This is a genomic window from Mesorhizobium sp. M3A.F.Ca.ET.175.01.1.1, assembly GCF_004791945.1.
GTDB lineage: Bacteria > Pseudomonadota > Alphaproteobacteria > Rhizobiales > Rhizobiaceae > Mesorhizobium.
Genome location: NZ_SRTP01000165.1, coordinates 1 through 352 on the forward strand (window position 1 = coordinate 1; position 352 = coordinate 352).

Here is a 352-nt window from a genome sequence, read left to right on the forward strand (position 1 = left end):
TTGATCGCCGCCTTGGTGCCGCCATAGGCGGCGGTGGTCGGCCAGCCGGAATAGGCGGTGACCGAACCGACGAGAACGACATGGCCGCGCCCGCGCACGCGCATATGCTCGACGACAGGCACCAGGCCGTTGACGATGCCGAAATAGTTGACGTCGAAGGAGCGGCGGAAATCGCGCACCACGAGATGCTCGCCCGGCGTGGCGATGTAGTTGCCGGCGTTGAAGACCGCGAGCACGATCGGCCCCATGTCCTTCTCGATCGCGGCGGCCGTCCTTGCCATCCCCGTCTCGTCGGTGACGTCGCAAGGAAACGCCTTCACATGCCCGGGCATCTGCGCCGTCTCGACGATCA

1 protein-coding gene is annotated in these 352 nt (G+C 65.9%); it reads right to left on the reverse strand.

The window, feature by feature from the left end; genetic code table 11:
- Positions 1–352 (reverse strand): SDR family NAD(P)-dependent oxidoreductase (locus EN818_RS31210; RefSeq protein ID WP_135906670.1); only part of this gene is annotated, 352 nt, incomplete at both ends.